Source organism: Corynebacterium flavescens (genome assembly GCF_008693105.1).
In the GTDB taxonomy this organism is placed as follows: domain Bacteria; phylum Actinomycetota; class Actinomycetes; order Mycobacteriales; family Mycobacteriaceae; genus Corynebacterium; species Corynebacterium flavescens.
This window is the reverse complement of sequence record NZ_VXKK01000031.1, coordinates 57,681-83,651: the sequence shown is the minus strand read 5'-3', so window position 1 is coordinate 83,651 and position 25,971 is coordinate 57,681. Positions and strand designations below refer to the sequence as shown.

The 25,971-nt window shown below is 59.4% G+C and carries 23 protein-coding genes; 21 read left to right on the top strand and 2 right to left on the bottom strand.

The window, feature by feature from the left end:
* The first annotated feature begins 20 nt into the window (after nucleotides 1-20).
* The 8 genes from mshC to F4V60_RS06225 all read left to right on the top strand — a co-directional run bounded on the left by mshC (nucleotide 21) and on the right by F4V60_RS06225 (nucleotide 8,741).
* Entirely contained in the window at nucleotides 21-1,268 is a 1,248-nt protein-coding gene (mshC, locus tag F4V60_RS06260) for a cysteine--1-D-myo-inosityl 2-amino-2-deoxy-alpha-D-glucopyranoside ligase (RefSeq protein ID WP_075731122.1), read from the top strand.
* A gap of 15 nt (nucleotides 1,269-1,283) precedes the next feature.
* Nucleotides 1,284-1,667, top strand: a complete 384-nt coding sequence (locus tag F4V60_RS06255; RefSeq protein ID WP_075729816.1) for a hypothetical protein — start codon at nucleotides 1,284-1,286, stop codon at nucleotides 1,665-1,667.
* A 39-nt stretch (nucleotides 1,668-1,706) separates the two neighbouring features.
* Nucleotides 1,707-2,438, top strand: a complete 732-nt coding sequence (locus F4V60_RS06250) for an HAD family hydrolase (protein ID WP_075729815.1) — start codon at nucleotides 1,707-1,709, stop codon at nucleotides 2,436-2,438.
* Nucleotides 2,439-2,489: 51 nt separating this feature from the next.
* Nucleotides 2,490-2,753, top strand: a complete 264-nt coding sequence (locus F4V60_RS06245; RefSeq protein WP_075729814.1) for a phosphoribosyl-ATP diphosphatase — start codon at nucleotides 2,490-2,492, stop codon at nucleotides 2,751-2,753.
* 50 nt (nucleotides 2,754-2,803) lie between these two features.
* Complete coding sequence (gene hisG / locus F4V60_RS06240) at nucleotides 2,804-3,649, top strand: ATP phosphoribosyltransferase (RefSeq protein WP_075729813.1); 846 nt, start codon at nucleotides 2,804-2,806, stop codon at nucleotides 3,647-3,649.
* Between the two features lie 121 nt (nucleotides 3,650-3,770).
* Nucleotides 3,771-5,318 (top strand): aspartate ammonia-lyase, encoded by a 1,548-nt coding sequence (gene aspA / locus F4V60_RS06235; RefSeq protein WP_075729812.1) that lies wholly within the window; start codon nucleotides 3,771-3,773, stop codon nucleotides 5,316-5,318.
* A gap of 395 nt (nucleotides 5,319-5,713) precedes the next feature.
* Nucleotides 5,714-7,021: an anaerobic C4-dicarboxylate transporter gene (locus F4V60_RS06230; protein ID WP_075729811.1), complete on the top strand. Its 1,308-nt coding sequence runs from the start codon at nucleotides 5,714-5,716 to the stop codon at nucleotides 7,019-7,021.
* A 55-nt stretch (nucleotides 7,022-7,076) separates the two neighbouring features.
* Nucleotides 7,077-8,741 (top strand): formate--tetrahydrofolate ligase, encoded by a 1,665-nt coding sequence (locus F4V60_RS06225; RefSeq protein ID WP_075729810.1) that lies wholly within the window; start codon nucleotides 7,077-7,079, stop codon nucleotides 8,739-8,741.
* 37 nt (nucleotides 8,742-8,778) lie between these two features.
* On the opposite strand, the gene F4V60_RS06220 is transcribed toward F4V60_RS06225, so the two are convergent.
* Nucleotides 8,779-9,609, bottom strand: coding sequence for a RecB family exonuclease (locus F4V60_RS06220; RefSeq protein WP_075729809.1), 831 nt, complete (start codon nucleotides 9,607-9,609; stop codon nucleotides 8,779-8,781).
* Nucleotides 9,610-9,655: 46 nt separating this feature from the next.
* On the opposite strand from F4V60_RS06220, the gene F4V60_RS06215 reads away from it, so the two are divergent.
* From F4V60_RS06215 to F4V60_RS06165, 11 genes are all read left to right on the top strand, one after another.
* Nucleotides 9,656-10,912, top strand: coding sequence for a M18 family aminopeptidase (locus tag F4V60_RS06215; protein WP_075731120.1), 1,257 nt, complete (start codon nucleotides 9,656-9,658; stop codon nucleotides 10,910-10,912).
* Between the two features lie 93 nt (nucleotides 10,913-11,005).
* Entirely contained in the window at nucleotides 11,006-11,842 is an 837-nt protein-coding gene (locus F4V60_RS06210; protein ID WP_075729808.1) for a tRNA (adenine-N1)-methyltransferase, read from the top strand.
* Between the two features lie 86 nt (nucleotides 11,843-11,928).
* The gene (arc, locus tag F4V60_RS06205) at nucleotides 11,929-13,500 is read left to right on the top strand and encodes a proteasome ATPase (protein WP_075729807.1); all 1,572 of its coding nucleotides are present in this window, start codon (nucleotides 11,929-11,931) and stop codon (nucleotides 13,498-13,500) included.
* Nucleotides 13,485-15,002 carry a depupylase/deamidase Dop gene (dop, locus tag F4V60_RS06200; RefSeq protein ID WP_075729806.1) on the top strand — a complete coding sequence of 506 codons (1,518 nt, stop codon included), beginning with the start codon at nucleotides 13,485-13,487 and terminating at the stop codon, nucleotides 15,000-15,002. Before arc ends, dop begins: the two co-directional genes overlap by 16 nt.
* Nucleotides 15,003-15,071: 69 nt before the next feature.
* Nucleotides 15,072-15,263 carry a ubiquitin-like protein Pup gene (locus F4V60_RS06195; RefSeq protein WP_075729805.1) on the top strand — a complete coding sequence of 64 codons (192 nt, stop codon included), beginning with the start codon at nucleotides 15,072-15,074 and terminating at the stop codon, nucleotides 15,261-15,263.
* Between the two features lie 51 nt (nucleotides 15,264-15,314).
* On the top strand, nucleotides 15,315-16,694 hold the full coding sequence (pafA, locus tag F4V60_RS06190; protein ID WP_075731118.1) for a Pup--protein ligase: 1,380 nt from the start codon (nucleotides 15,315-15,317) through the stop codon (nucleotides 16,692-16,694).
* 84 nt (nucleotides 16,695-16,778) lie between these two features.
* Nucleotides 16,779-17,861: a helix-turn-helix transcriptional regulator gene (locus F4V60_RS06185; RefSeq protein ID WP_075729804.1), complete on the top strand. Its 1,083-nt coding sequence runs from the start codon at nucleotides 16,779-16,781 to the stop codon at nucleotides 17,859-17,861.
* Nucleotides 17,861-18,820, top strand: coding sequence for a helix-turn-helix transcriptional regulator (locus F4V60_RS06180; protein ID WP_075729803.1), 960 nt, complete (start codon nucleotides 17,861-17,863; stop codon nucleotides 18,818-18,820). Before F4V60_RS06185 ends, F4V60_RS06180 begins: the two co-directional genes overlap by 1 nt.
* Before the next feature lie 68 nt (nucleotides 18,821-18,888).
* Nucleotides 18,889-19,167 (top strand): Sec-independent protein translocase subunit TatA, encoded by a 279-nt coding sequence (gene tatA, locus F4V60_RS06175; RefSeq protein ID WP_075729802.1) that lies wholly within the window; start codon nucleotides 18,889-18,891, stop codon nucleotides 19,165-19,167.
* A gap of 188 nt (nucleotides 19,168-19,355) precedes the next feature.
* Nucleotides 19,356-20,417, top strand: a complete 1,062-nt coding sequence (gene tatC, locus F4V60_RS06170) for a twin-arginine translocase subunit TatC (protein WP_141255885.1) — start codon at nucleotides 19,356-19,358, stop codon at nucleotides 20,415-20,417.
* Nucleotides 20,418-20,437: 20 nt separating this feature from the next.
* Entirely contained in the window at nucleotides 20,438-23,254 is a 2,817-nt protein-coding gene (locus F4V60_RS06165; protein ID WP_075729801.1) for a DEAD/DEAH box helicase, read from the top strand.
* Nucleotides 23,255-23,332: 78 nt separating this feature from the next.
* Here the strand turns inward: F4V60_RS06165 and F4V60_RS06160 are convergent, their stop codons facing one another.
* Nucleotides 23,333-23,971, bottom strand: coding sequence for a S1 family peptidase (locus F4V60_RS06160; RefSeq protein ID WP_170216816.1), 639 nt, complete (start codon nucleotides 23,969-23,971; stop codon nucleotides 23,333-23,335).
* Between the two features lie 79 nt (nucleotides 23,972-24,050).
* Here F4V60_RS06160 and F4V60_RS06155 point away from each other — a divergent pair, with 79 nt between their 5' ends.
* The gene (locus F4V60_RS06155) at nucleotides 24,051-25,178 is read left to right on the top strand and encodes a M24 family metallopeptidase (RefSeq protein ID WP_075731114.1); all 1,128 of its coding nucleotides are present in this window, start codon (nucleotides 24,051-24,053) and stop codon (nucleotides 25,176-25,178) included.
* Nucleotides 25,179-25,967 (top strand): SDR family oxidoreductase, encoded by a 789-nt coding sequence (locus F4V60_RS06150; protein WP_075729800.1) that lies wholly within the window; start codon nucleotides 25,179-25,181, stop codon nucleotides 25,965-25,967.
* Nucleotides 25,968-25,971 lie beyond the last annotated feature (4 nt).

Here is a 25,971-nt window from a genome sequence, read left to right as displayed (position 1 = left end):
TGGGGGCTACGATGGTCTGCATGCATTCTTGGCCCGCGCCCCATTTCGACCGTGTTCCTGGCACTTCGGTGCCTCTGCGTCTCTACGATTCCGCCGATGAAGCGATTCGGCCGCTCCGTATAGAGGGTGACGCCGCGCGCATGTACGTGTGCGGAATCACGCCCTATGACTCGACGCACTTGGGCCATGCGGCCACTTATCTTACTTTTGACCTCATCTATCGGGTGCTGCTCGATGCCGGCAAAGCGGTGCATTACGTGCAAAACGTCACCGATGTCGACGATCCGCTCTTCGAGCGTGCTCAGCGTGACGGCGTTGATTGGAAGGAGCTCGGCTCCTCGCAGATCGATCTCTTCCGCAGTGATATGGAGATACTCTCCGTGTTCCCGCCGCAGAACTACGTTGGCGCGATGGAGGCCATCGATCAGGTCATCACGATGGTAGAAAAGCTTCTCGCTGTGGGGGCCGCCTATGTGGTTGATGATCCGGAGTACCCAGACGTTTATGCCTCGGTTCACGCGACCAAGCACTTCGGCTACGAGTCCAACTACAACGCCGAGCAGATGGCTGAGTTCTTCGCCGAGCGTGGCGGTGATCCGCAGCGTCCTGGAAAACGGGATCCGCTCGATGCCTTGGTCTGGCGCGCCCACCGCGAGGGCGAGCCCGCGTGGGATTCTCCCTTTGGCCCGGGCCGCCCTGGCTGGCACATCGAGTGCTCGGCCATCGCCACGGACCACCTTGGGTCTTCCTTCGATATCCAAGGAGGCGGAAGCGACCTGAAGTTCCCGCACCACGAGTTCTCCGCCGCACATGTGGAAGCCGCGCTCAAGGTGGAGCGCATGGCTGATTTCTACGTGCACAGCGCAATGATCGGCCTCGATGGGGTCAAGATGTCGAAGTCGCTGGGAAACCTCGTCTTCGTACACAAGCTCGTGGAGCAGGGCGTCGAGCCTTCAGCCATCCGGCTTGGCGTCTTCGCTGGCCACTACCGCAGCGATCGGGACTGGTCGCAGGCCATCGTGGCCGAAGCCACGAAGCGTCTACACACCTGGCGCGAGGCGCTGTCTCATCCCGGCCAGCTTGGTAGGGCACAGGCGCTGGTGCAAGAGATGCGCCAGGCGCTGTCCAATGATCTTGATACTCCGGCTTTGCTAGCCGCCGTCGATGCATGGTCTATGCAGTCGCGTGGCGAGGATGACCCCGCAGCAGGGGAGCTGGTTTCTCAGGCCTTTGATTCCCTCGTGGGGGTGCGCCTCGCGCAATCTTAGGGCAGTATTTAGACCATGAGCATTCGCGCAGACTTTCAACCCACAATTGACGAGTTCATCGATAATCTACATTCCTTCGCAACCGGGGATTATCTCCGTGCGGAGGAAAAAGAGTTCTGGTCCGCCCCCTTTGATGCGGCAGTGTTGCCGGAGCTTAAGTCTCTCCTCGAGGGATTGCTTGATTCCCTCGATACTTTGCCCGATGATCCAGACAGCGAAGCGCTGGCAGCCGTGGTGGAGGCTGGAGTTGCCCAGTTGGCAGGTTTTAACCGCCGTCAGGCAGATGCGGTCCTCGAGCCGGAGGAGAAGCAGGAACTGGGAGTCCTCATTTACAATGCCTCTGCAGCCACAGGCGCAGATGACGAGGCCTTGGCGCAGCTGCCTGAGCTCGAGTTTTAGCACTCGCAAGATTTTTTAAAGGAGACCTTTAATCCCCGCATGACTACGAATAAACCCGCCGCCTCTAAACCCGCCGCAATCTTTTGGGACATGGATGGCACGCTCACTGACTCCGAGCCCTTATGGGCCGAGGCCACGTACTTCCTGTCCGAGCAGATGGGCCGCCGACTAACGCCAACGGAGCGCCTAGCGACCGTCGGAGCCACTTTTTCCACCACCTTCCGCTACTGCGCGCAGGTGGCTGGAATTAAGGCTCCTGTGGAGCGGGAAGAGGACTACCGGCGTGCGATGTTTGAGTACACAAAGGAACTCTTCTCCCAGCGCTTGGAAGTTTTTCCCGGTATCCGGGACCTTTTAGCGCAGTTTGGTGCCGACGGGATTCCCATGATGGTGACTACCAACACGGAACGCAATGTCGCCGATGCCGCTATTGACGCAGTGGGCAGAGAGCACTTTGTGGACACTATCTGCGGAGACGAAGTAGAGCACGGTAAGCCTGCACCGGACATGTACCGCGAGGCCGCCCGTCGCCTCGGACTGGACCCAGCACAGTGCCTCGTGTTCGAGGATTCTGCCACGGGTATGCGCGCCGCGGTCGACGCAGGCTGCCGCGTTATCGGTTTGCCTGCTGATGAGTCGGTGGAGGTTCCCCGGGAGGTTTCCACCATCGCGGAGCTTTACCGTTCCGCTCACCTCGACGGGGTACAGGCTGTTGACGTCTACGGTTGGTTCGGGCAGATTTCCTGGGTAGGAAACACTGTGCGCAGCTAAAGCCATGGTTTATGCCGCCTCGGGTGGATAACTGTGGAATAATAGTCTGCCGTGAAGAATTTTGAGGCACTTTTTGCTGAACTAAAAGAAAAAGCAGACAACCGCCCGGAGGGCTCCGGCACCGTCGAGGCCCTAGATAAGGGCGTTCACTTCATCGGTAAGAAGGTCATCGAGGAAGCGGGCGAGGTATGGCTCGCCGCAGAGTACCAATCAGACGCCGAACTCGCGGAAGAAATGTCTCAGCTCATGTACTGGACCCAGGTCATGATGCTCAAGCGTGGAATCGCTTTGGAAGACGTATATAAGTACCTGTAGCAGTACCAGTGTTACACATTCTGCAGTACAAGAATCTCTAGGAAGAAGTCATGATAAAGATTGCTGTGCCCAATAAGGGCTCTTTGTCCGAGGCAGCGCTCGATATTCTCTCCGAGGCTGGATACAAGGGCCGAGGGCATAACAAGTCCCTCAACGTCGTGGACAAGAACAACGATGTAGAGTTCTTCTTCCTACGCCCGAAGGACATTGCTATATACGTCTCCCAAGGCGTACTTGATATGGGGATTACCGGCCGTGATCTTGCGTTGGATTCCCGTACCAAGTTCAACGAGGTGCTGCGCCTCGGCTTTGGTGCATCGACCTTCCGCTATGCCGCTCCGGCTGGTGAGGAGTGGAGCGTGGAGAAGCTAGAGGGAAAGACCATCGCCACCTCTTATCCCAACCTCGTGCGTGATGACCTTCGCGCCCGTGGCATTGAAGCCAAGGTCATTAGGCTCGATGGCGCGGTGGAGATCTCTATCCACCTGGGAGTGGCCGATGTCATCGCGGACGTGGTTTCTACCGGAACTACCCTGCGTCAGCAGGGGCTCGCCCCCTTTGGGGAGAAGATTCTGTCCTCCGAAGCTATCGTTATCAAACGCGAGGGGCAACCCCTGAGTGCAGAGGAAGAGACTGTCCTCAGCCGCATCCAGGGTATCTTGCACGCCCGTCACTACCTCATGCTTGATTACAACGTGGCAAAGAGCAATCTTGATGCCGCCTCGCGGGTGACCCCTGGTCTTACCGGTCCAACCGTCTCGCCTTTGGCGCGTGAGGGCTGGGTTGCGGTTCGCGCCATGGTGCCGCGTAAGCGCGCCAACCACGTCATGGATGAGCTATTGTCCCTGGGTGCGGAGGCCATTTTGGCTTCCGATCTACGGATAGCCCGCTTCTAGCGGTAGACAATAACTTTTTTCGCACCCTTAATCTGCCAGCGCGTCTACGATGGTGAGTGAATCAAATTCATTCCAGACTTACCGTAGGTAGGTCGCGAGCTGTTTTAAGGAGTTTGTCACCATGGCAAAGCCCTCCAAGAAGAATGTCCATGACTCCAAGGAAGAGGTCAAAAAGACCTCCGTGGAGGCTGGCCAGACTGTAGGAACCGACAAGACTGAGAAGCCCGGTTCCGGCCTAGGGACCAAGAAGACGCGTACAGAGACCGACTTGCTCGGTTCTCTTGAGGTTCCGGCGGATGCCTACTATGGCGTCCACACCGTGCGCGCTATGGATAACTTCCAGATCTCCTATGTCACCATCAACTCCATTCCGGAGTTCGTACGCGGCATGGTGCAGGTCAAAAAGGCCACTGCCATGGCAAACCGTCGTCTCCACACCCTGCCTCGCAAGAAGGCGGAGGCCATCATCTGGGCCTGTGATCAGATCCTTGACAAGGGTCGTTGCATGGACCAATTCCCCCTCGACGTATTCCAGGGTGGTGCCGGCACCTCTCTAAACATGAATACCAACGAGGTTGTTGCCAACTTGGCACTCGAATACCTCGGTGAGCCCAAGGGCTCCTACGACATCATCAACCCCAATGATGATGTCAACATGTCGCAGTCCACCAATGACGCATACCCCACGGGCTTCCGTCTTGGTGTGTACGCCGCCGTCGACAAGCTCATCGAGCGCTTCGATGCATTGGAAGCCGCTTTCAACGCAAAGGGTAACGAGTTCCAAGACATCTTGAAGATGGGCCGCACCCAGCTGCAGGACGCCGTCCCCATGACCATGGGAGATGAGTTCAAGGCCTTCGCGCACAACTTGGCCGAAGAGCAGTCTGTCTTGCGCGATGCACAGTCGCGCCTGCGCGAGATCAACCTCGGCGCTACCGCGATCGGCACCGGAGTTAACACCCCGGCTGGCTACCGCCACCAGGTCACCGCCGCCCTGTCGGAGGTTACTGGCCTGGAGATGAAGACAGCTCGTGACCTCATCGAGGCCACCTCGGACTGCGGTGCTTATGTCTTGCTGCACTCCGCCATCAAGCGTGCCGCTATGAAGCTGTCGAAGATCTGCAACGATCTCCGTCTGCTTTCCTCCGGCCCGCGCGCCGGACTCCACGAGATCAACCTGCCTCCGCGTCAGGCTGGTTCCTCGATCATGCCGGGTAAGGTCAACCCGGTTATCCCCGAGGTAGTCAACCAGGTCTGCTTCAAGGTCTTCGGCAACGATCACGTGGTCACCATGGCCGCAGAGGCTGGGCAGCTCCAGCTCAACGTCATGGAGCCCGTCATCGGCGAGGCACTGTTCCAATCCATCCGCATCATGGGCAACGCTGTCGACACCCTGCGTGAGAAGTGCGTAGTGGGAATCACCGCCAACCCGGAGGTATGCCGCGCCTACGTCGAGAACTCCATCGGTATCGTCACCTATCTCAACCCGTTCATCGGCCACCACAATGGCGATCTCATTGCCAAGGAGTCCCTGCACACGGGTAGGGGTGTGCGCGAGCTCGTCCTTGAGAAGGGTCTGCTCGATGAGGCCACCTTGGACAAGGTTCTTTCGGTGGAAAACCTCATGCACCCCGAGTTCCGCGGCCAGCTCTACGTCGACGAGAACTAGTTTCACCCAGAGTGCCTTGAGCACTTCCTAGGCACCCGAGCATCGCTGCGCTTTAAACAGCGTCAGTAGAGGGTTCGGCAAGGGTTAACGGCTCGAGAGTGCATATCGAGCGCTAAAAGGTGGGAGAACGGTCCGGCATTGTGCCGGGCTCGGCCTCCCACCTTCTTTTTGGACTACCTGCCAAATCTGCACTTATGTGGGATGTCCGTACGGGTTGTGGGAACGGACACAAGCGGGGGTTTATATGCACAAAACCTACTCAAATGTAGCAAAGTAAAAGTTAAGCAATTCATCATAGGTTCACGTCAACGAGGATCTGCACAGGAGTCTTGTCTAGCTTCTCGCTCTCTTCCTCGTCCACGTGAACCGGCTATCGAACAACTAGGGGAGCATCAATGGTTGTCGTACACGTTCTTATAGTCTTGGGGGCCATTTTCATCGGCGCCCGTATGGGTTCTATCGGCATCGGCATGGCCGGTGGCCTCGGTGTTTTACTGTTGGGCGCCACGGGCGTCCCAGTAACACGCGAGGATATTCCCTTTGATGTCATCGGCATCATCATGACAGTCATCGCCGCCATTGCTGCCATGCAGCGTGCGGGGGGCATGGACTATTTGGTCTATTTGGCAGAGCAGTTCCTGCGAAAGAATCCGCGGCGCGTCACTTTCTACGCCCCGGTGGTCACCTGGCTGATGACGGTCCTCGCCGGCACCGGCCACACTGCCTTCTCCACTCTTCCCGTCATCGTCGAGGTGGCCAAGGAAGGTAAGGTGCGTCCCTCGCGGCCGCTGTCTATCGCCGTGGTTGCCTCCCAAATGGCGATCTGCGCCTCGCCGCTTTCTGCAGCTGTGGTCTTGTTGGCGTCTCTGTTGGAACCTAAAGGCGTGGGATACCTGCAGATTCTCGCCATCTTGATTCCGGCAACCTTCCTGTCCATCTTCCCCGCGGCGTGGATCGCCAACAAAATGGGCAAGGAACTTGAGGATGATCCGGTCTACCAGGAGCGCCTAGCAGCAGGTCTCGTGGAAAAGCCGGCGAGCGCTGAGAACTTTGTTCCTGCTAAAGGTGCTAAAGCCTCAGTAGGTATCTTCCTTGTAGCCATCCTCGTCGTCATGGCCTGGGCTACCTTAACGTCCGATCAGCTGGGACTTATTTCGGATCCGACCTTGCCACGCAACGAGGCCATCATGGCCGTGATGCTCACGGCAGCCACAGCCATAGTTCTGCTCACTAAGATTCCGGCTGCGGACGTGCTCAATACGCAGGTATTTAAGTCCGGTATGTCTGCCTCCATGTGTGTGCTCGGAGTGGCCTGGCTGGGCACGACCCTCATCAACCACTACATCGATGGAATCGAAGGCATTGCCTCCGAGGTCATCCAATCTGCTCCGTGGCTGCTGGCCGTGGTACTCTTCTTCGCCGCTGCTTTGCTCTACTCGCAGGCCGCCACCACGAAGGCGATCATTCCGCCCGCGCTTGCACTGGGTGTCAGCCCGCTGACCGCCATCGCGGCATTCCCTGCGGTTGCAGCCCTGTTCGTGCTTCCTACATACCCGACACTGCTGGCCGCCGTGGAGATGGATGACACGGGCTCCACCCGAATCGGAAAGGCCGTATTCAACCACCCCTTCATCGTGCCTGGCGTCGTCAGCATCGTGCTTTCGGTCCTCCTGGGCTACCTCTTCGGCGCGCTGATTCTTTAAAGTGCACCCCGACCTGCTTTAAGCAATGCGCTTCGACCTCGGTAGGATGCAGTTTATGACTACACAGCCTTCCGACGTCGAAATTGCCCAAGCTCATAAGCTACAGCCCATCTCACTCATCGCCGCCAAGGCGGGAATACCGCAAGAGGCCCTTATTGCCTATGGCACAACCAAGGCGAAGGTGGATATCACCAAGTTGGGCCCGAGTGAGGGGCAAGGAAAGCTGATCCTCGTCACGGGAGTCTCACCCACTCCCGCGGGCGAGGGCAAGTCCACGGTGTTGATTGGCCTGACGGATGCCCTCGACCGGCTAGGCAAGAAAGCCATCGTGGCCCTTCGTGAGCCCTCCCAGGGCCCCGTGATGGGCATCAAGGGTGGCGCCGCGGGTGGCGGATACTCCCAGATTGTGCCTATGGAGGATATTAACCTCCACTTCACGGGGGATTTTCACGCCATTACCGCGGCTACCAATACTTTGGCGGCCTTGGTGGACAACCATATCCACCAAGGAAACCACCTCAACATCGATCCTCGTCGAGTTACCTGGCAGCGCTGTGAGGACGTCAATGACCGTTCGCTACGCAAGGTCGTCACCGGTCTGGGAGGGCCTGCACACGGAGTCCCGGCTGAGACTGGATTTACCATCACCGCCGCTTCGGAGATCATGGCCATTTTGTGCCTGGCAACCAGCCTGCAGGATTTGAAGCGTCGTCTCGGCGACATCACCATTGGCTATACCTTTGACCAAGAACCAGTCACGGCACGTGACCTCGAGGCGGATGGTGCGCTTACTGCATTGATGCGAGATGCCATCAACCCCAACTTAGTGCAAACCTTAGGCGGCGTTCCCGCTTTCGTGCACGGCGGCCCCTTCGCCAACATCGCACACGGTTGCAACTCGCTTCTGGCTACTACCACCGCGCTGCAGTTCGGTGACTATGTTCTCTCCGAGGCAGGGTTCGGCGCGGACTTGGGAGGGGAGAAGTTCCTCGACATCAAGGCCCGTTTCGGCCACCTCGACGTCGCCGGTGCGGTGGTAGTGGTGACGATCCGTTCGCAGAAGTACAACGGCGGCGTCGCCAAGCAGGACCTTGATGTGGAAGACCTCGACGCACTGCGTGCAGGACTAGGAAATCTAGAGCGTCACGTGGAAAACCTCCGGCAATTCGGGCTTAGCCCAGTCGTGGCCCTTAATCTCTTCCCCAGCGATACCGCAGACGAGCGTGAGCTCATGAGCGAATGGGCTGACTTCTTCGGCGTTCCGCTGGCTGAGGTCCGCGTCTTTGGGGAGGGCGGGGAGGGCGCACTAGAGCTCGCGGAGCTTGTCCTCGAGCACCTCGATGGTGATTCTCACCCCCTCTACGATCCCGCGAAGGGAGTCGAGGCCTCTATTGAGAAGATCGCTACCTCCATCTACCGTGCCGCCCGTGTGGAATACGGAGCGAAGGCCAAGAAGGACCTTGCCTACATCAAAGCCAATGGCTGGGATACCCTGCCCGTGGTTATTTCCAAAACGCAGTATTCTTTCTCGGATGATCCCCACGAATTAGGCGCTCCCAGCGGCCACGTCCTGCACGTGCGGGAATTGCTGCCGCGTACCGGAGCTGGATTCATCGTGGCCCTTACCGGAGACGTTATGACCATGCCTGGACTTCCTAAGAAGCCCACCGCAAACGCCATCGACGTGAACGAGAACGGCAACATCACCGGCCTGTTCTAGACGCAGCGCAGGTGAGCTGTAACTACCTCCAGAACCCCTAGTCTGTATCGGCCGTCGATCCCGGCCAGCCAGGATAGGCAGGCGGTGTGCCGCCAAAGGCAGGACATATTGCCTGGTGGGCGCACCAGCCGCAGAGCTTGGACGTCTTGGGACGGAAGTCCCCGCTGCGCCCATCGCCTTCAATCTTCGCCCACAAGACGCCGAGGTCGCGCTCAAAGTACTCGAGTTCTTCGCGGTTGGGGCTGAGAATCATTGAGTCCAGAACCTTGAGGTACATCAAGCGAAGCTGGGCCGGAATGGTTCCCAAGAGCCGCCAATACACGAGCGCATAAAAGCGCATTTGGAACTGGGCATCGTGGCTATAGCGTGGGCTGGGCTTCTTTCCGGTTTTATAATCCACCACGCGTACCTGCCCGCCCGGCGCGACGTCGACGCGGTCGATGAAGCCGCGCACAGGCACACCGTTGGGCAGCACGGTATTGACGTACATTTCCGTGTCCGCGGCGTCGAAGCCCTGCGGGTTCTCCATCTGGAAATAGCCCTTGATGAGGGAACGAGCCTCCACGAAGAACTCCAGCTCCTTATCTGGGGAGATGAGCTGGCTAAGCTCCGCGTCCTTTTCCGCCATGGTGGCCCATTCCGGCTTAATCATCTTCACTGCTGCCGGGTAAGTGCGCTCCTCGCGGGGGAGGTCATGCATGTGCTCGAGTACTGCGTGGACGAGTGTTCCACGCACCTGCGCGACAGTTTTAGGCTCCGGCAGGCGGTCGATGGCCCGGAAGCGATAAAGCAAAGGGCACTGGGTGTAATCGGAAGCCCGCGAGGGCGAGAGGGCTATGGGGCGGGGAGTGTTATGTGAAGAAGCCATGATCCTTTCAGCCTATCGCTTGCTTGTTCGTGGCAAGCTAGAGGGCATGAGTAATTCGACTGAGGACTTTCTAGATTTCATCGCTGCATCTCCATCTTCCTACCATGCCGCTGCAGAAGGCGCGAGGATTTTGGAGGCCGCAGGTTTTAAGCGCCAGGCAGAAAGCGAGAGGTGGTCAAGCACGCCGGGCGGCCACTACCTTATTCGCGGTGGGGCACTCATGGCGTGGTTTGTGCCGGAGGGGGCTTCACCGGATTCAGGGTTTCACATCATTGGTTCTCACACGGATTCCCCCGGGCTCGTGTTAAAACCGCAGCCTGATTTTAGCGCCGCTGGCTGGCAGCAGGTGGCTGTGGAAGTCTACGGCGGGGCCTTGCTGCATACCTGGTTTGACCGAGAGCTTACTGTCGCAGGTCAGCTGGTAACCAAGGACGGTGACCGCCACCTAGTCAATACCGGCCCGCTGCTGCGCCTGCCCTCCTTGGCTATCCACCTCTACCGCCAGGACGAGTTCAAGCCGGACCGCCAGCAGCACATGCAGCCGGTTCTGAGCGTGGGTGATCCGGAGACTTCCATCCTGGAGGTGATAGCGAAGCAACTGGGGATCGACGCCGGCGATATTGCCGCATTCAACCTCATCACCGCTGATGCCGCGCGCGGCGCTGTCTTTGGGGCGGGGGAGCGCTTCATCGCCGCCGGGCGCATGGACAACCTTTCCTCCGTCTTTGCCAGCCTGCGGGCCCTGACCCAGGCGGCAGGGGAGTATGAGGGAAGAGACATCCTCGTCATGGCCGCCTTTGATCACGAGGAGGTGGGCTCGAACTCGCGCTTCGGCGCAGCTGGTCCCATCTTGGATGATGTCTTAGGGCGCACCGCGGGTGCCCTGGGGGCTGACGCCGAGGATAAGCAGCGCATGTATGCGCGATCGAGCTGCGTCTCCGCCGATGCCGCCCATTCAGTGCACCCCAACTATGCCAGCAAGCATGATCCGGGACACCACCCGATCATCGGGCAGGGGCCCGTAACCAAGATCAATGCCAATCAACGCTACGCGTCTAACGCGGTAACCATTAGCCTGTGGGAGGCAGCCTGTGAGCGCGCCGGGGTTCCTTTTCAGCGTTTCGTGGGCAATAACGATGTTCCCTGCGGCTCGACCATCGGCCCCATCACGGCCACGCGTCTGGGCATCGATACCGTGGACGTCGGGGTACCCATGCTCTCAATGCACTCTGTGCGTGAAATGGTGGGCGAACGCGACCAACTATGGTTGGCCCAGGCTCTTGAGGCATACTTGGTGGGTTAAACACCGAAAAGCCTTCGGCTACAGCCAAGCCGGTGCTTGGCTAAAGATCGGCTTATACCAATACTCGAATCACTCTGAGGAGCACCACCAGCTATGCCTTATTCCGGGCCTTTCCATTACGGTGACCGTGTCCAGCTCACGGATGCCAAACGCCGTCACTACACCCTGGTCTTGGAAGAAGGCGGGCAGTTTCACTCCCACAAGGGCATCATCAACCATGACGACATCGTGGGCATGGATGAGGGCTCTGTGATTAAGTCGACGATGGGCTCCGCCTTCCTGCTCTTTAGGCACCTCATGGTTGATCACGTCTTGTCCATGCCGCGTGGCGCGGCGGTGATCTATCCCAAGGACTCCGCACAGATCCTCGTCGAGGGCGACATCTTCATGGGCGCGCGCGTCCTCGAGGCTGGTGCCGGCTCGGGGGCCTTGTCCATGACTCTGCTGCGCGCGGTGGGGCCTGAAGGGCACGTGTTTTCCTATGAGGTACGCGAGGATCACTTGGAGTATGCAGTTGATAACGTCCGCGAGTACTTCGGGGAGCAACCGCAGTGGTGGAGCCCCCGCCTTGGCGATCTTGGGGATGTCACCGTCGAGGACTTAGGCGGCCCAGTTGACCGTGTGATCCTAGACATGCTCGAACCCTGGGAGCATCTAGATACCGTGCGAGATCTCCTGATTCCGGGTGGCGTCTTCATGACTTACGTTGCCACCGTCCCGCAGCTGATGAAGGTCATGGAGGGAATCCGCGAGCTGCAGTGCTTCACCGAGCCCAAGGCCTGGGAATCCCTCGTGCGCGAGTGGAAGGTTGAGGGGCTTGCCACCCGCCCTGAGCACCGCATGAATGCCCACACCGCTTTCCTGATCTGGACCCGGAGACTGGCAGACGGAGTCACCCCGCCGCGCCCGCAGCGCCGCGCTCGTAAGTAGCCATTATCCTGCGAGGGCGACCAGGTGGGCAATTCAAGTAAGCCAACCTTAGTTATCGGAAGTCCTCGCGCGCTAGGGTGGAATCTATGAAAGTAACTACCGACCTAGAAAAGCAGGTCGAAAAGCTCTCCAGCCGCAACGTGAAGCTCGCTGGTCTGCTGCAAGAATCCCGCGATAAGCTGCAGCAGATGCTCGCCGAGGTCAATGCGCTCTCGGAGCCTGCTTCCACCTACGGAGTGTTCCTTGGTTACTCTGGGCGCGCGCATGACTCACGCCGAGACGCCGAAGTTTATACCAACGGGCGCCCCATGCGTCTGAAGATTTCGCCCTCCCTAGAGCCAGGAACCCTCAAGGTGGGTCAGCAAGTCCGTTTGGGAGACGGTTTCGTGGTCGTCGAGGCCTGCGAAACCCCTCGAATTGGGGCGCTGGGCACGATCAGCGAGCTGATCGGCACCGATCGCGCCATCGTGGCCACCGCCTCCGGGGAAGAGGAAGTCGTTGTATTGGCAGACGCCCTGCGGGCGAACGTGCGCGCCGGGGACACCATCCTCGTTGACTCCAAGGCCGGGCTGGGCCTGGAAAAGGTCCACAAGACCGAGATAGCGCAGCTGTCTTTGGAAGAGGTCCCGGACGTCTCTTATGGCGATATCGGGGGCCTTGAGGCACAGATTTCCCAGATCCGGGATTCCGTTGAGCTGCCCTTTCTTCATCCTGAACTCTACCGTGCCTTTGATCTACGCCCGCCCAAGGGTGTCTTGCTCTATGGCCCTCCTGGCTGCGGAAAGACACTCATTGCCAAGGCAGTTGCCAATTCCTTGTCCAAGCACATGGGAAGCACCTCCTCGAGTTACTTCATTAATGTCAAGGGCCCTGAACTGCTCAATAAGTTCGTCGGAGAGACAGAACGTCGCATTCGGCTCATCTTTGAGCGGGCCCGCGAGCTGGCCTCCACTGATTCCTCCCGCCCCGTCATCATCTTCTTCGACGAGATGGAATCCATCTTCCGCACCCGCGGTTCCGGGGTGTCTTCGGACATGGAAACCACTGTGGTGCCGCAGTTGCTCACCGAGCTTGACGGCGTCGAACAGCTCAGCAACGTCATCGTCATCGGTGCCACCAACCGTGAAGAGTTGATAGACCCAGCCATCATGCGCCCAGGGCGCCTCGACATCAAGATACGAGTCAATCGTCCGAACCGTCAGGCCGCGCGGGAAATCTTCCAGCGCCACCTTGGAACCACGGTGCCCTTGGCCGAGGAACGCGATCTCTTGGTCGAGGCTGCCGTCGAAGAGCTCTACTCCGAGCGTCCCTTCGTACGTCTGCACTTCAACAGTCAGGAGACCCGGGATCTGCATTACCGGGACTTCGTTTCTGGCGCCATGATCGCCAACATCATCTCCCGTGCCAAGAAGCTGGCCATCAAAGATGCCCTCGGTACTTCGACGGGCTCCGCAGGCTCTCAGCCGCAGATCCCAGCCGGGATTAGGTTCGCCCACTTGCAGCAGGCCATCGCAGCCGAGCAAGCGGAGTCAGAGTACGTTCCTACCTCGGCGAACCCGGAGGATTGGGCGAAGATCGTAACTGGCACGCAGGGCGGAGCCAAGGTGGTTAGGGTTGAGTTACTCGGTTATAGGAGCAGCACATGGCACGCATCATAGGCACAGAGACCGAGTACGGCATCTCCACTCCCACCGACCCCGGCTTTTCGCCGATTGTTTCCTCCACTCACGCGGTCGTGGCCTACGCAGCGCTCTACACAGGGGCACGCTCGCGCTGGGACTACGCCGAGGAGCACCCTCTGCGGGATTCCCGCGGCTTTGATCTCAAGCGCTATAAAACGGTGCCGGTCGTTGATCCAAATGCTATTGGCGTAGCCAACGTGGTTACCTCCAGCGGCGCACGCTTCTACGTCGATCACGCCCACCCGGAGTACTCCTCCCCGGAATGTAGCAATGCTTTCGACGCCATGCTTTACGATGTCGCGGGGGACGTCGTCGCGCGCCAAGCCGCCGCCGCAGTGGCGGAGCTGAGCGCGCAGAATACCTCGGTGCTCTCGCACCACGAGCCCTGCCCGCCACTGCGCCTCTATAAGAACAACGTCGACGGCAAAGGCGCGAGCTATGGTTCGCACGAGAACTACCAGTACCATCGCTCCACAGACTTCGAAGATATAGCGCAGGGGCTCATTCCTTTCTTCGTTGCCCGCCAGGTCATCACCGGGGCTGGCAGGGTAGGACTAGGTCAAGACGGCAGCGGCGCCGGTTTTCAAATCTCCCAACGCGCCGACTACATCGAGCAAGAAGTATCGCTGGAGACCACGCTCAACCGCGGAATCATCAATACCCGGGACGAGCCTCATGCGGTGGCGCGAGACTTCGGGCGCCTGCACGTCATCATCGGGGATGCCAACATGTCTCATACCTCGAATTTCTTGAAGCTGGGAATAACTTCCCTCGTGCTTGATGCCATTGAGTCCGGCGTGGACTTCAGTGATCTGCGCTTGGTCGACGCCGTGGCCGAAGTCTCGCGCGTCAGCCACGATGTGGACCTTCACCATCGACTCGAGCTGCGCGACGGGCGGCGCTTGAGTGCGCTAGAGCTGCTGGGGGAATACCGCAGTCGTCTCACCGCGGTCACCGAGGTAGAAAAGCAGGTTCTCGAATCGTGGGACGAGGTCACGGCCCTCTTGGCGAAAGACCCTCTCAGTGCCGCGCACCTTTTGGATTGGGTAGCCAAGTATCGCCTCATCCGGGGATACCTCGATCGCGGACTTGCCATCACGGATCCTAAGTTAGCGCTGGTGGACCTCCAATACGCAGATATCGACCCCCACAAGTCCCTCTATCACGCCCTAGTACGTAGTGGCCGGATGCGCGAGTTGGTCAACCAGGCTGAGATCGACGCGGCGGCGACCATGCCTCCGCGCGATACCCGCGCCTACTTCCGGGGTGAGGTCACGCGAGCATTCGCCGAACAGCTTCTCGCTGTCAGCTGGCAGAGCCTGACCTTTTCCCTGCCGGGCGGAGAGGCCACGATCGCCCTAGATGATACCCACGAACTCACCGAAAAGCAGGTGGGGGAGATTCTCGCTCGCTCCGCCAATGCCGAGCAGCTGCTGAGCAATCTTCAGCAACTAGGCATAGAGGCCGAGTATTCATAGAAGCCGAGTATTCTAAGCCCCAAGCAATAACAGCATTGAGCAAGCCATAACAGCTGAAAGGAAACGTCCATGTCGACCGAAAAATCCCAGATCTCTTCCCAATCCGGCGGAGACAACGGCGCAGAGGCAGAAGAAGTCGCCGCGGGCCAGGTCAGCATCAACAGTGCCGGAACCGATGATCTTCTCGATGAGATTGACGGTTTGCTAGAAAACAACGCCGAGGAATTCGTTCGCTCTTACGTCCAAAAGGGCGGCGAATAGTCCGTGAGCGAAGCCTCCGCAGCCGTCAGCCCCGTTTTTACCCGCCGCATCATGGGCATCGAGGTCGAGTACGGGATATTCACCAGCGCCACCCCTGAGCAGCGCAAGCTGACCCCCGACGAGGTCGCCCGCGTGCTTTTCCGGCCCATCATCGATGAGTACTCTTCCTCCAACATTTTTAGCCCCAACGCCTCCCGGCTCTATCTCGACGTGGGCTCGCACCCCGAGGTTGCCACCGCCGAGTGCGATAGCCTTACTCAACTCATCAACTATGAGCGGGCCGGGGATCGCGTGATGGATGGGCTGGCTAGAAAGGCTGAGCAAGCCTTGGAGGCCGAAGGCTGTGCGCGCAGCGTTTACCTGTTTAAGAACAACGTTGATTCGGCCGGTAATTCCTATGGCTGTCACGAGAACTACCTCATCAGTAGACACATGATCCTCAAAAATCTAGGCGTGGCTCTGCTGCCCTTTATGATCACCCGCCAACTCATCTGCGGTGCCGGCATGATAGCTCCGGCCAAGGGCAATGAGCCAGCAAAGTTCCTCTTGTCCCAGCGTGCAGACCAGGTCTGGGAGGGAGTTTCTTCTGCCACCACACGTTCGCGGCCCATCATTAATACCCGCGACGAACCGCACGGAGACTCCAAGCGCTTCCGGCGCATGCACGTCATCGTGGGTGATTCTTCCATGGCTGAGCCCACCTCGGCGTTGAAAGTGGGCTCTACCTTGCTCGTGCTCGAGATGCTTGAGGCGGGCTTCGACGTCCCGCGCTTCGCCGTCGACAAACCCATCAGCCGCATCCGGGATATTGCCCGCGACGCCACGGGCCGTACCCCGCTGCACTTGGAGGACGGTTCCACGGTCACCGCGCTCGAAGTGCAGGCGGCCTTTTGCGCACAAGCAAAACGCTGGTTGGAGCAGCGCGAAGACGCTGGCACACCCACCGCCGAGTTGCGGCGCGTAGTGGATCTGTGGGAGCGCGTCTTGGCTGCCATAGAGTCGCAAGACTTCAGCAAGGTCGACCGGGAGATTGACTGGATCATCAAACGCGGGCTGGTGGAACGCTACCGTGACAAGCTCGGCGGGGACTGGGGTCATCCCAAGCTCGCCCAAATTGACCTGACCTATCACGATATTCGCGCAGGCAGAGGCCTCTACGATATTCTTTTGCGCCGCGGCATGATCGCGCGCTGGACGCAGGATGAGGCCATTGAGCACGCCATCAATCACGCGCCAGACACCACGCGTGCGGCACTGCGAGGAAAGTTCTTGGCCGCAGCACACAGACTCAATGCCAATGTCACGGTGGATTGGACGCGCTTGAAAGTCAACCGCCCAGAGCCGCTCACGGAGGAGTTCCTCGATCCTTTCGACGCGGAGGATCCACGCTTGGATGAGCTCTTAGCTTACATGGAGAAATTTCACTCCTGAGAGCTTGGGCCTTCCTGGCGGCGCCTAGTTTTAGGAAAACTGGCCCGAAGACTTTTGATAAACACGTTGATAAGGAGCCTGCACATGGTTAAAGCGGAAGAACCCGCTTCGACACCCCGCTCTGAGGCCGTCGAACGCCTTACTAACCTGGCCTTTTCTCTCTTAGGGGCAGCAGGCTCTGGCGGCAGCCCTGACCGCAGCGCCGCCTGGATCCGCCTCAACGTCGAGGGCTATCAAGAGCGCAGCAACGAGGCCTTTGCCAAACTCATCAGCAGGGACGTGGCCACTCTGCAGCGTGCCGGCGTTCCCATTGTCCACAGCAGTGGGGAGGATGGGGTGATGTATCGCCTCAACGATGAGGACTATCAATTGCCCCCGGTGAGCTTTAGCCCCGAGGAAGCCATGGTTCTAGGTCTTGCCGGCGGAATTGGTCAGCCGGGTGGCCTGAGTGATTTCAGCCTCTCAGGCTGGACCAAGATTGCGGCCTCGGGCGCCTCCCGAGATCTCTCCGGCGCTCCGGCTTATACCGCAAACAATGACATCACTCGCGTCAGCGCGGATATAGTCACCGCCATCTTGACCGCAGTGCGCGCCGGTTTGCGCATTGTCTTTGATTATCGCCCCACCCCAGCGTCTACGCCACAGCGCCGCAGCATGGATCCCTGGGGATTAGTCAACCATTACAGCCGCGTTTACCTGGTGGGCTGGGACGTCGACAAGCAGGCCACCCGGGTGTTTAGGATCCTGCGCGTGAGCAACGTGCGCCGCTCGCGGGACTCTTCCACTCACCTCCAGCCCGCCGCCCCACTGCAGGAACTCGTCGTTAAGGCACTGCAGCGTGGGGACAGTGTCGACGCCGTCGTGCGTGTGCCAGCCGGCCGTGCGCAGGAGATCTCCCAGGCTGGTGAACAGATGGAAGGTGGCCTAGTGCGCCTGCGGGGTGTCGACCGGGACTGGCTGGTGCGCACCGCTGCCGGCTACGCACCGGAGGTCATCGTGGTATCTCCAGAGGAGATTCGTGCGGAGATAGTCGCCTTGTTGAGCGGTAAAAGCACACGCAGGCAAGGCCCAGTAACGGCTGTTTCCGCTCAGCCTGCGGAAGCGTCGGAGCCTGCGGAAGCGACAGACCCTGTGGAGGCATCCCCGCGGAAGAAAGGAAAGAAGTAATGGCCGCTGACGGCTCCCAGAAGTTGCAAGCCCTAGTGCGTTCTTTGAACCTCATTCCCTATTTTCGTACCCATCCGGACCAGACTCCCTTGGAAGCAGCGACTGACTTGGGAATGCGCCCGGAGGAGCTCAAGGACGCGGTGGAGCGCTTATTCTGCTCCGGCGTAGGGCGTAGGACCGAGGACTTGATCGACTTGTCCTTCAACTACCGTGACGGTGTCACCATCTACAACGACCAAGGCCTTGACAAGCCTCTGCGCCTGACTCCAACGGAGGCCGGGGCGCTGCTGCTCACCTTGGAATCGCTGGAGGCCATGCCGGGTCTGGTGGATTCGGCAGCTGTGCTCTCTGCCGCAGCCAAGCTGCGCGGGATTATGGATGAGAAGACCTCAGCCATCTACGATTCTCTGGCCGCCGCTGATCCTCGCCAGTCACAGGCCCAAGCCCTAGTGGCTCAGGGGTTGAATGAGCGCAGGAAGCTGGCGTTTTACTATTGGAGCGCTTCCTCGGACGAAGAAAAGTACCGTGTGGTCGATCCTGCCCGTATTTTTATCGTGGACTCCCACACCTACCTCGCAGCGTGGGACGAGCAGGTTCACGCGCATCGACGCTTTAGGATCGACCGCATGCGAGAGATTGAGATCCTCGATGAGAAGGCTAATCCGCATCTGCGGCAGCTCGACTTCGATCCTGAGGAACCCTTTGCGATGGAACGCCCACAACACGTGCAACTAGAGATTCACCAAGAGTTCACATGGTTAGCAGATTATCACGACATCAAGCTCGGTGAGCCGGTGGGAAATGGCTACCTATCTGCCACGATGCCGGTTGGTTCCGTGGACTGGTTCCTCCGCTTCGCCTTGGGGGAGTCCGATAGATTGCGGGTTACCGGCCCGAAAAAATTGGTAGAGGCGCTCGCGGAGCGCAGAGAAAAGGCGCTCGAGGGCTATACTCGGTAGCCAGTAATCACACGTTGTATTGTGGCCGCGTTTTCGCGCCGCGTCTAAGACTCAGAAAAGGGGAACCCATGAGTTTGGGACCTTGGGAAATTGCACTTATCGTCCTCGTAGTCGTGTTGCTGTTTGGCGCACGTAAGCTGCCGGAGTTGGCACGCTCGATGGGCCGTTCCATGCGCATCTTCAAATCTGAGGTAAAGGAAATGAAGTCGGAGAACGAAGATCCCGCACAGCAGGGTCAGATCGCCGCATCGAAGCAGAGCAGCGAAGAGTTCTGGAATAGCTCCGACATGCAGCCGGGACAGACTCAGCCCGTCAAGGGCCAAGACAGCACCCAGCAGCAGCAGTAGTTTTCAGCGGCTTGCCTTTTCCTTCACCTTTCCCTGTGGGGAAGGAAAGCGAGAGGTAGGTCGCTCATTTTTTCGAAAGAACATGAAGCATGTCTGATAAGGACGGCGCGCAAAAACAGCGGGCCTCGAAACTAGGCGCCTTTAGGCGTCTGCGCTCGGCCAAGCGGCCCAAGAATCCGCTTGGAGAAATGACGCTCGTCGAGCATCTCCAAGAACTGCGCCGCAGGATAGTCATCGCTCTCATCGCGATCGTCATTGGCACCACCATTGGTTTCATTTGGTACCAGCAAGCGCCTTTCGGCTTGCAGCCGCTCGGTGAGATCCTGCGTGGTCCTTATTGTGAGCTTCCTGCAGATAAACGCGCCAGTTTTACCGCAGACGGCGAATGCCGCCTGTTGGCTACCAGCCCCTTTGAGATGCTGTTGCTGCGTGTGAAGGTCGCTGCCCTCGCCGGTGCGGTGCTCTCTTCGCCCGTGTGGCTCTACCAGTTGTGGGCTTTCGTGGTGCCCGGACTGCACAAGCGTGAACGTCGAGTCACTTTCCTCGTCGTCAGCACCGCCGTTCTCCTTTTCGTTCTCGGCGCCGTCTTGGCCTACTTCATTCTCTCGGTTGGACTCGAGTTCCTCATGGGGCTCGGTGACGAATATCAGACTGCAGCGCTGACAGGTGAGAGGTATTTCTACTTCTTGCTGGCCTTGTTAGCAATCTTCGGTGTGAGCTTCGAAATCCCGCTGCTCATTGTCGCGCTCAACATGATCGGCGTGCTGGAGTATGAAACAGTCAAGGACAAGCGGCGGATCATCTTCGTCGTTATCATGATCTTCGCCGCGGCAGTCACTCCCGGCCAGGATCCTTTCTCCATGTTTGTGCTTGCGGCTTCCCTCGAACTTCTTGTTGAGCTGGCCTTCCAGTTCTGCCGGATCAATGACAAGCGCCGTGATAACACACGTCCGGAGTGGATGGACCTCGACGATGAGACGGCTTCCCCCTTGGATGAGGGCCCCGGCGCAGTAGGAAAGCCCACTCCCGTTTCCGCGCCTACCTCGACTAGTTCCGCACTGGCATCTGCAACAGGGGCCGCACGAGGGTCAACAACCCAGCCCACAAACGCGGCCTCCTCAGTTGCGACTGCTCCCACAGGCTCTGTTGCGTCTCACAGTGACAAGGCAAGTCATTCTGAAGAGGAAGAAAAGAAGTCTGACGGCGGCGCGCAAGGTCCTGCCGCCGGCTACTTCGACGATGTTCTCTAGGGAAGGTACCCTGATTCACTATGAGTCAGACACTGCTGGGAGAGTTCTCCGCAACACTTCCTTACCCCCTCGATGACTTCCAGGAGCAAGGCTGCCGCGTAGTCGAAGACGGCCATGGAGTGTTGGTATGCGCCCCCACTGGCGCTGGAAAAACCGTGGTGGGGGAGTTTGCCGTCTTCGTCGCCCTCGCTCGCGGCACAAAGTGCTTTTATACCACTCCTATTAAGGCGCTGAGCAACCAGAAGTACCATGACCTCGTTGCCGTCCACGGCGAAGACGCCATCGGCCTGCTTACTGGGGACGTCTCCATTAACCCGGGCGCGGAGATCGTGGTCATGACCACGGAAGTTCTGCGCAACATGATCTACGCCGAGTCCGCCGCTTTGGATAGGCTCAGCCACGTCGTGATGGATGAGATCCACTTCTTGGCTGATGCCTCGCGCGGCGCGGTGTGGGAGGAAGTAATCCTCAACCTTGACGAACACGTCTCCATCATTGGGCTGTCCGCCACGGTTTCAAACTCCGAGGAATTCGGAGACTGGCTCAGCACCGTGCGCGGAGACACCGCCGTCATTGTTTCCGAGCACCGCCCTGTCCCGTTGGATCAGTGGATGATGCTGGGCAAGAAGATCTTCCCTTTGTTTGAGCCGAGGACCCAAGGCCAAGTCAATGGCGAGTTGGTTCGCCGCATCCAGCGCCTAGAGTCTGGTACTGCGGATGAAGGGCGTTCGGAGTACAGCTCCCGCAAGAGCTTTCGGGCGCGGGCGCGGCACAAGGGTGGCTCCGGCGATGGGGAAGGATCATCGCGGGCAGGCCGCTCTGGCGCCCCGCGCGCTCAAGATCGCTACCGTCCCCTCGGGCGGCCGGAGGTGCTGCGTAGCCTGCAGGAGCTCAACATGCTCCCTGCTATTACCTTCATCTTTTCCCGCGCTGGCTGCGATGGTGCCTTGCATCAGTGCCTGCGCAGCCGCATGCACCTGACCTCGCCTGAAGAATCGGAGCGAATCAAGTCCATCATCGATGCTGGGGTCGAGGGCATCCCGGAAGAGGATCTGCAGGTGCTGGATTTCACGCGCTGGCGCGAGGCCCTCTCGCGCGGTTTTGCCGCGCACCACGCAGGTATGCTCCCCGCCTTTCGACACATCGTGGAGGAGCTTTTTGTCAAGGGGCTGGTGCGAGCAGTCTTCGCCACGGAAACCCTGGCGCTGGGCATAAATATGCCAGCGCGCACCGTGGTGCTCGAAAAGCTCGTTAAGTTCAACGGCGAGGCCCATGTTGATCTCACGCCGGGTCAATACACCCAGCTCACCGGGCGGGCGGGCCGGCGCGGCATTGATACGATGGGCAACGCTGTAGTCCAATGGGCACCGGCAATGGACCCACGGCAAGTAGCAGGCTTGGCCTCAACCCGAACTTATCCACTTATCTCTACGTTCCAGCCCGGCTATAACATGGCCGTCAATCTCCTGGGAATGCTCGGCTTCGAGGATTCGCTGCGCCTACTCGAGAAGTCTTTCGCGCAGTTCCAAGCGGATGACTCCGTGGTGGAGGAGACGCGGGAAATAGAACGCGCCGAGCACCGCGTACGCGAGCTGCGCGCACAATTGAGCGAGCTCATTGAGTCTCTAGCGCCGCCTACCCTCGATGAGTCCGATCCAGTCGATGTCATCGTGGATTATGTGCGCCTTCGTCGCGAGTTGAGCGATGAAGAGAAATCTTCACAATCTACCTCGGATACGCAGCGCAAGCAGGAGGTGGCCGCAGTCTTGTCTCGCCTCCAGGTCGGGGATGTCATCGCTATGGCTGGCCGCAAGCATCCTGTCCTGGCTGTGGTTATCACTCCGGCCAATCAGAGTGCGGATCCTCGCCCTTGGGTCACCACAGAGCAGGGCTGGTCAGGGCGTATCGACGCCGCCGGTATTGACAATCCGCCCATCCACGTCGGCCACATGAAGTTGCCGCGACCCGTGCAAAAGAATCCGCGGCGCAATACTAAGTTCGTGGAGGATTCCTTCCGCCGCAATCATTATGATCGTCCGCATAAGATGCGGCGGACTCCACGCCAGCGCCCCTCGCACCGCGTCGATGAGTTGCGGCGAGCCATCCGCAGCCACCCGGCTCATGGATGGCCGGCAACGGACCGCGAGCAGTTGGCGCGCCTCGTGCAGAAACTGCTGCGGCGGGAGCGCGATCTGGCAAGGCTCAATTCGACGGTTAAGCGCGCTACTGACACGCTGGCCTCCACCTTCGAGCGCATCGTTGGTCTACTCTCAGAGATGGACTATGTGGTCTTTGAAGGCTTTGGGGATGAACGCGTTCCCGTCATCACCGAGGAAGGCGAGCGGCTCGCGCAGATCCACAACGAGTCAGATCTCCTCGTGGCTCAATGCCTCAAACGCGGCATCTGGAACGATCTTGACCCAGCTGAACTCGCGGGGGTGGCTTCTCTGTGCTCTTTTGAGAACCGTAAAGCCACTGGTGGCGAGCCGCAGGCTGCCACGGAAGCCATGGGCGTGGCCATGGAGGCAACGTGGCGCATCTACACCGAGCTCATCTCGGACGAGAAGCGCCATAGCTTACCCATAACCCGGGAGCCGGAGCCGGGTTTTGCCCTGGCTATCCACCAGTGGGCGGCCGGTGCTCCGTTGGGATATTGCCTTGCAGCCGCTGCAGAATCCGGTGCGGAGCTTACTCCAGGTGACTTCGTGCGCTGGTGCAGGCAGGTTGTCGATCTACTCCAGCAGGTGGCGAAGACCGGATATGAACCTGATATCCGCAGCAATGCGCGCCGCGCTATCGATGCCATCCAACGCGGGGTCGTGGCCATAGGTGCTTAAGGCGGCAGGGCTGCTAGGCACGATAGTGCAGAGCTCAGTCGAGGGCAGCGCTCATTCGCCTAGCATTCACGCCCCAGTTTAAAGAGCTCCTATCGCACGCCTTAGTGCACCGCGGTGACTGCCTAATAGGGAAGTGGTAGCCAAGGGAGTTTGCACACCCGCGGGATCCAGTACGAGGGACTGGGTGGCGAGCACCTCGCCGGCGCCAAAGATTGGGCCTCCGGAATCTCCTTTGATTGCCCCAGGGCGGTTAAGTACCAGCCCGGCTGGGGCGACAAGCGTAGAGAGGTTGCGTGAAAGGCTCAGAGGGAGGGTGATAAGTGCCCGCCCCGGCTTTTCACTCGCGGTGGTGCGCCTTCCGCCGTAGCCGTAGGTGACAATGCGCTGCATCCACACCGCCCCGCGCCGGGTGACTGGTGGCAGGGCCCGCGCTGGGGCGGGGGAGTCAAGCTTGGCGACGGCGATATCAGTGCCACGGATCCTCCTCACCGCACTCACTGTGCGCCTAAATCCCGGCCCCGTGACTGTGATGGCAGGAACAGGATTGGCGGGAAGGCCTCGAAAGAAATGCGCACAGGTCAGCACGAAGGCGGTGGCCTTAGCCGAGTGGGCGCCGAGGTCTGCGGCAATGAGCACTCCAGAACAATAGCTAGTCGGCGCAGTTAGCCGGACCGTGGCGCGCCTCGCATCCTCCGGGAGTATCTGTCTTAGGTTCACATTACATACCCTAGCTGCACTCTCTGGCCAGTGTCCCTGCACCCGAGGCCGCGTAAGCGGCACGGGTAGCATGTCTGGCATGACTTTTACTCCGACAAGTTTCGCTCCCTCTGTTTATCTTGAACGCCTACATAAGGCTCAGAGCATTGTGGCGAGCACGGGGATCGATCTGCTCATCGTCGGCACCGGAGCGGACTTTGCGTACCTAACGGGCTCTTGGATGTCTTCCCACGAGCGCCTCACAGCGCTGGTGGTCCCGGCTCAAGGCGACTGCCGCGTCTTAGCACCGCAGACGGACTACCAGGATCTTTTCTCCTCTCCGCTGGGGGAGATAGGCGTGGAGATCCGCGGTTGGAAAGACGGGGAGGACCCTTATCGTAGTGCCGTAGAAGGCATGGCTAAGCCTGAGCGCATAGCCCTTGGTTCCTCTTTGACGGCCGACCACGTTCTGCGTTTCCAACAACTGCTCAGCCACGCGGAGTTCAGCCTGGCCACCTATGCCTTGGCGGAGCTGTTCATGAGCAAGGACGCTGCCGAGATCGCCGAGCTGAGCAAGGCGGGCGCAGCCATCGATGCGGTCCATGACGCCGTGCCACAGCTTTTGCAGGCAGGTCTAACGGAGGCACAGGTAGCCGCACAGCTGCACGAGAAAATCCTGCGTGAGCACGCTGAGGTGGACTTTGTCATCGTCGGCTCTGGGCCGAATGGAGCAAACCCCCACCACAGCTTCTCCGATCGCGTTATGGAGCACGGGGACCCGGTGGTCGTCGATATCGGCGGAACGCTGCCTTCTGGCTATCATTCCGATTGCACGCGCACATATATCGTCGGCGGTGACCTTGATGCCGCGCCTGCCGGCTTCACTCAGGCCTATGATGTCCTCCTCAAAGCCCAAGCCGCCGGCCGTGCGCAGGCAATTGCTGGTTCCACCGCCTCCGAGGTCGATGAGGTAACACGCCGCATTATCAGCGACGCAGGATTTGGGGAGTATTTTGTTCACCGCACTGGCCACGGCATTGGGCTTTCCACGCATGAGGAGCCTTTCATTATGCGCGGCAACGAGGTAGTTTTGCAGCCTGGCATGGCTTTTTCCATCGAGCCGGGAATCTATATGCCCGGCCAGTGGGGCATGCGTTTGGAGGACATCGTTGTGGTCGGTGACGCCGAGTGCATTTGCTTGAACGACGGCCCACGGGAGCTGCGTTAAGTGGCCGGCATACTCATCCTGGGAGGCCGCAGCGACATCGGTGACGAGATTGCCACACGGCTAGCGCCTGGAAATGACGTTGTCCTTGCTGCGCGTGGCGAACACGGCATGGAGGATCTCGTCCATGCGCTTTCAACAACGGCGGCCAGTGTCCACGTCATTGATTTCGATGCTTGCAACCAAACCGAACACCGGCAGGTATTCGAACGCGCCAGGGCATTAGCCGGTGACATCAACGTCGCCGTCGTTGCCTTTGGGATTCTCGGCGACCAGACCCGCGCAGAGCAAGACGAGGCGCACGCCTATGACATCGCGGTCGTGGATTATGCTGCGCAAGTATCGATGCTCACAGTGCTGGCCTCGCAGATGTGCAGCGGATATATCGTGGCCTTTTCTTCGATAGCCGGTTGGCGAGCGCGGCGCGCCAACTACGTGTACGGCTCTACAAAGGCCGGCCTAGACGCCTTCTGCCAGGGCTTGGCCGATAGGTTGCATGCGGGACCCCTGGCTTTGCTGACCGCTCGCCCCGGCTTCGTCATCGGTTCAATGACCAAGGGCATGAAGCCGGCTCCGCTTTCAGTGACCCCAGCCGACGTGGCCATGGCCGTCGTCGATGCAATGGACAAATCGGTGATCGATGCGCACGGGCAGGGGACTGACGCAGTGCAGGACTCCGTCCGCCTGCCCCGACTGCGCAGCCGCACGCTGTGGATTCCTTCCTCCTTGCGAATCCTCGCATGGATTATGCGCTGCGTTCCGCGTCCCTTGTGGCGGCACATGCCCCGCTAGCGAG

Excerpts from the sequence above, each read along its gene's own strand:
- mshC (WP_075731122.1), top strand. The coding sequence starts at position 21 with ATGCATTCTTGGCCCGCGCCCCATTTCGACCGTGTTCCTGGCACTTCG.
- F4V60_RS06255 (WP_075729816.1), top strand. The coding sequence starts at position 1,284 with ATGAGCATTCGCGCAGACTTTCAACCCACAATTGACGAGTTCATCGAT.
- F4V60_RS06250 (WP_075729815.1), top strand. The coding sequence starts at position 1,707 with ATGACTACGAATAAACCCGCCGCCTCTAAACCCGCCGCAATCTTTTGG.
- hisG (WP_075729813.1), top strand. The coding sequence starts at position 2,804 with ATGATAAAGATTGCTGTGCCCAATAAGGGCTCTTTGTCCGAGGCAGCG.
- aspA (WP_075729812.1), top strand. The coding sequence starts at position 3,771 with ATGGCAAAGCCCTCCAAGAAGAATGTCCATGACTCCAAGGAAGAGGTC.
- F4V60_RS06230 (WP_075729811.1), top strand. The coding sequence starts at position 5,714 with ATGGTTGTCGTACACGTTCTTATAGTCTTGGGGGCCATTTTCATCGGC.
- F4V60_RS06225 (WP_075729810.1), top strand. The coding sequence starts at position 7,077 with ATGACTACACAGCCTTCCGACGTCGAAATTGCCCAAGCTCATAAGCTA.
- F4V60_RS06220 (WP_075729809.1), bottom strand. The coding sequence starts at position 9,609 with ATGGCTTCTTCACATAACACTCCCCGCCCCATAGCCCTCTCGCCCTCG.
- F4V60_RS06215 (WP_075731120.1), top strand. The coding sequence starts at position 9,656 with ATGAGTAATTCGACTGAGGACTTTCTAGATTTCATCGCTGCATCTCCA.
- F4V60_RS06210 (WP_075729808.1), top strand. The coding sequence starts at position 11,006 with ATGCCTTATTCCGGGCCTTTCCATTACGGTGACCGTGTCCAGCTCACG.
- arc (WP_075729807.1), top strand. The coding sequence starts at position 11,929 with ATGAAAGTAACTACCGACCTAGAAAAGCAGGTCGAAAAGCTCTCCAGC.
- dop (WP_075729806.1), top strand. The coding sequence starts at position 13,485 with ATGGCACGCATCATAGGCACAGAGACCGAGTACGGCATCTCCACTCCC.
- F4V60_RS06195 (WP_075729805.1), top strand. The coding sequence starts at position 15,072 with ATGTCGACCGAAAAATCCCAGATCTCTTCCCAATCCGGCGGAGACAAC.
- pafA (WP_075731118.1), top strand. The coding sequence starts at position 15,315 with ATGGGCATCGAGGTCGAGTACGGGATATTCACCAGCGCCACCCCTGAG.
- F4V60_RS06185 (WP_075729804.1), top strand. The coding sequence starts at position 16,779 with ATGGTTAAAGCGGAAGAACCCGCTTCGACACCCCGCTCTGAGGCCGTC.
- F4V60_RS06180 (WP_075729803.1), top strand. The coding sequence starts at position 17,861 with ATGGCCGCTGACGGCTCCCAGAAGTTGCAAGCCCTAGTGCGTTCTTTG.
- tatA (WP_075729802.1), top strand. The coding sequence starts at position 18,889 with ATGAGTTTGGGACCTTGGGAAATTGCACTTATCGTCCTCGTAGTCGTG.
- tatC (WP_141255885.1), top strand. The coding sequence starts at position 19,356 with ATGACGCTCGTCGAGCATCTCCAAGAACTGCGCCGCAGGATAGTCATC.
- F4V60_RS06165 (WP_075729801.1), top strand. The coding sequence starts at position 20,438 with ATGAGTCAGACACTGCTGGGAGAGTTCTCCGCAACACTTCCTTACCCC.
- F4V60_RS06155 (WP_075731114.1), top strand. The coding sequence starts at position 24,051 with ATGACTTTTACTCCGACAAGTTTCGCTCCCTCTGTTTATCTTGAACGC.